Source organism: Actinomadura roseirufa (genome assembly GCF_900659635.1).
GTDB lineage: Bacteria > Actinomycetota > Actinomycetes > Streptosporangiales > Streptosporangiaceae > Spirillospora > Spirillospora roseirufa.
In genome coordinates, this window is record NZ_CAACVB010000516.1 from 1 (window position 1) to 2,462 (window position 2,462).

General features: G+C 78.1%; 2 protein-coding genes and 2 pseudogenes. 2 read left to right on the forward strand and 2 right to left on the reverse strand.

The annotated features are described in order from the left end of the window. Positions 1-229 (forward strand): annotated as a pseudogene (locus E1291_RS42970) (hypothetical protein); the annotation flags it as partial. Positions 230-268: 39 nt separating this feature from the next. Here E1291_RS42970 and E1291_RS40975 read toward each other — a convergent pair. Together E1291_RS40975 and ispD are read right to left on the reverse strand one after the other, a co-directional pair. After that, complete coding sequence (locus E1291_RS40975; protein WP_131743409.1) at positions 269-1,024, reverse strand: glycerophosphodiester phosphodiesterase; 756 nt, start codon at positions 1,022-1,024, stop codon at positions 269-271. Further along, complete coding sequence (gene ispD / locus E1291_RS40980; RefSeq protein ID WP_131743410.1) at positions 1,021-1,734, reverse strand: 2-C-methyl-D-erythritol 4-phosphate cytidylyltransferase; 714 nt, start codon at positions 1,732-1,734, stop codon at positions 1,021-1,023. The genes E1291_RS40975 and ispD overlap by 4 nt, the downstream gene beginning before the upstream one ends. Before the next feature lie 154 nt (positions 1,735-1,888). Here ispD and E1291_RS40985 point away from each other — a divergent pair. Next, a pseudogene (locus E1291_RS40985) lies at positions 1,889-2,462 on the forward strand (hypothetical protein); the annotation flags it as partial.

Genomic DNA, 2,462 nt, shown 5'->3' on the forward strand with positions numbered 1-2,462 from the left:
CCGCCCACCGGACGGGCCCGGCGCGTACGGCGGCCAGGCGCCGCCGCCCGCCCCGCCCGGGGGCGCCTCAGCGCCGCGTCCGCCGTCGGGCGCGGTTCCGTTCGGGTCGGACAGGGGCAAGGCCGAGCCGGGCCCGCAGCGCGGGCATGACGACGGCGAGGGCGTGGGGGAGTGGACGCAGATGTACGGCGGCGACGACCTGCGCGGCGACCGCGACCGCCCGTCCTGAACCCGCTCTCCGGACCGCTCCGAGCCCGGCGGGGCCCGGTCAGGCCCCGCCGAGGCTCGCCAGGACGCCGGGGACGTCGTTGACCACCATCGCGTCGAACCCGGCGGCGGCGTAGTCGGGCGCGCGCTCGGCCGTGGGGCACCAGGCGATGACCTCCAGGCCCGCCTTGTGCGCCACGGCGACGCAGTGCTCCAGCGGGCGCAGCCGCGTGTCGGGATGGTCGAGGCCGCACGAGCCCGTGTGCACGCCGACGGCCTGCAGGCCGAGACCGGCCGCCGCCGGGACGCCGTGCCACAGCGGGAACCGCAGCCAGGTCAGCAGGCCGAGCGGCACGCCCGGCAGCTCCTCCCGCAGGTGCAGCAGCAGCGCCGGGTCGAACGAGGTGACGAGCAGGGGCCGCCGCCGCGCCTCGCGCCGCAGCACCGGCGCCAGCAGCGCGCCGGTGCGCCGGGACGGGGCGTCCAGCGCGTCCTCCAGCACCGTCTTGACGTCCACGTCGACCGCGACGCCCGCGGGCAGCGCCTCGAAGATCTCCTCCAGGCGCGGCAGCCCGGACGCGGCGGCGCGCTGGTCCACCACGTACGCCCCGTCGGGCGTCGTCGGGTCGTGCCGCAGCACGAGGCCGCCGTCGGCGGTGCGCGTCACGTCGATCTCGACCCAGGACAGGCCCGCCGCGACGGCGGCGAGCAGCGAGGGCAGCGTGTTCTCGGCGACCGTCGCGCCGCCGGGCGCGGGCAGGTCGCCGGCGCCGAGGCCGCGGTGCCCGATGACGGCGGGCGGACGCTCGAAGATCACGGGGCCTCGCCGGGGGCGGGACGGCGGGCGAGGTGCTCGGCGACGACGACGTCCAGCGGCTGCGTCACCTTGAGGTTGCGCTCGTCGCCCGCCACGACCCGGATCGGGACGTCCGGCAGGTAGCGGTGCACGATCCCGCAGTCGTCGGTGGCGCGCAGCGCCGGGTCGGCGAGGGCCAGCTCGTAGGCCTTGCGGAGGGTACCGAGCCGGAAGCCCTGCGGGGTCTGGAACCGCAGCATCGTCTCGCGCGGCGGCATCGAGACGACCAGCCCGTCCTCGACGACCACCATCGTGTCCGAGGCGGGCACGCCGACCGCGACGGCCTCGTGCCCGTCGAGCGCGGCGAGGACCCGGTCGATGATCCCGGCGTCCACGAACGGGCGGGCCGCGTCGTGGAACAGGACCCGCGCCTCGTCGGGGCACCCCTCCAGCGCGCGCAACGCCGCGACGGTGGACGCGGTGCGCGTCGCCCCGCCCTCGACCACGGCCGTCACCCGCGCGAACGGCGCGGTGACCGCGGTGGCCTCGGGCAGGTGCCCGGCCGCCATCACGACCACGACCTCGCCGACCGCGGGATGCCCGTCGAACGCCGCGACGGCGTGCCCGAGGATCGTGCGCCCGCCCACCTCGATGAGCTGCTTGGGGCGCCCGGCGCCCACGCGCTCGCCGACGCCGCCCGCGAGCACCACCGCAACCGTCCGCGTCGCCATCTCTCCTCGTTCTTCACGACTCAGGGTCATCAAGCTACTACGCTGGGCGCCGGCCGCGCCGGCACGGCGGGGCCACGGCCGGGCATCGTCGCCGGTGACGGCGGGCGCTCCGCCGGCCCGGCCCGGTCCGCCCAACGTACCGGACCGGCGTGTGATGATCCGTACGCTTCGGAAGGCGGCCGACGCCATGGACGACCTCCCGCGCGACTTCCCGCGCGACTTCCCGCGCGACTTCCCGCGCGACTTCCCGCGTGATCCCCCGCGCCGCCCCGGGCGCCGCCTCGGACACGACGGCGGTCTCGTCGCCGCGTACGCGGTCGGCGTCTGTTCGCCGGGCCTGGCGCGCGGGGCCGTCCGGTGGGGACTGACGCCCGGCACGGTCTCGGGCGTCTCGCTCGGCGTCGCGGTCCTGGCGGCCGTGTGGTTCTCCGACGGCACGCGGGCGGGCATGGTCGCCGGGGCGCTGCTGCTGTGCGCCTCGCTCGTCCTCGACGGCGTGACCGGGCGGCTCGTCCGCGACGCGGGCCCCGCGACGGTGTTCGGAGCCTGGCGCGACGCCATGTCCGGCCGCGTCAAGGAGGCCGCCGTGTACGGCGGGCTCGCGATCGGCGCCGAGGTCGCCGCCCCCGGCAGCGGCGTCCGCGCGGGGGACGTGTGGGGGCTCGCCGTCGCCGCCCTCGCCCTGCCCGCCGTCCGCCGCATGGCCGGTCTCGCGCACGCGGCGGGCC

Coding starts and splice junctions, on each gene's coding strand:
- ispD (WP_131743410.1), bottom strand. CDS start 1,734: ATGGCGACGCGGACGGTTGCGGTGGTGCTCGCGGGCGGCGTCGGCGAG.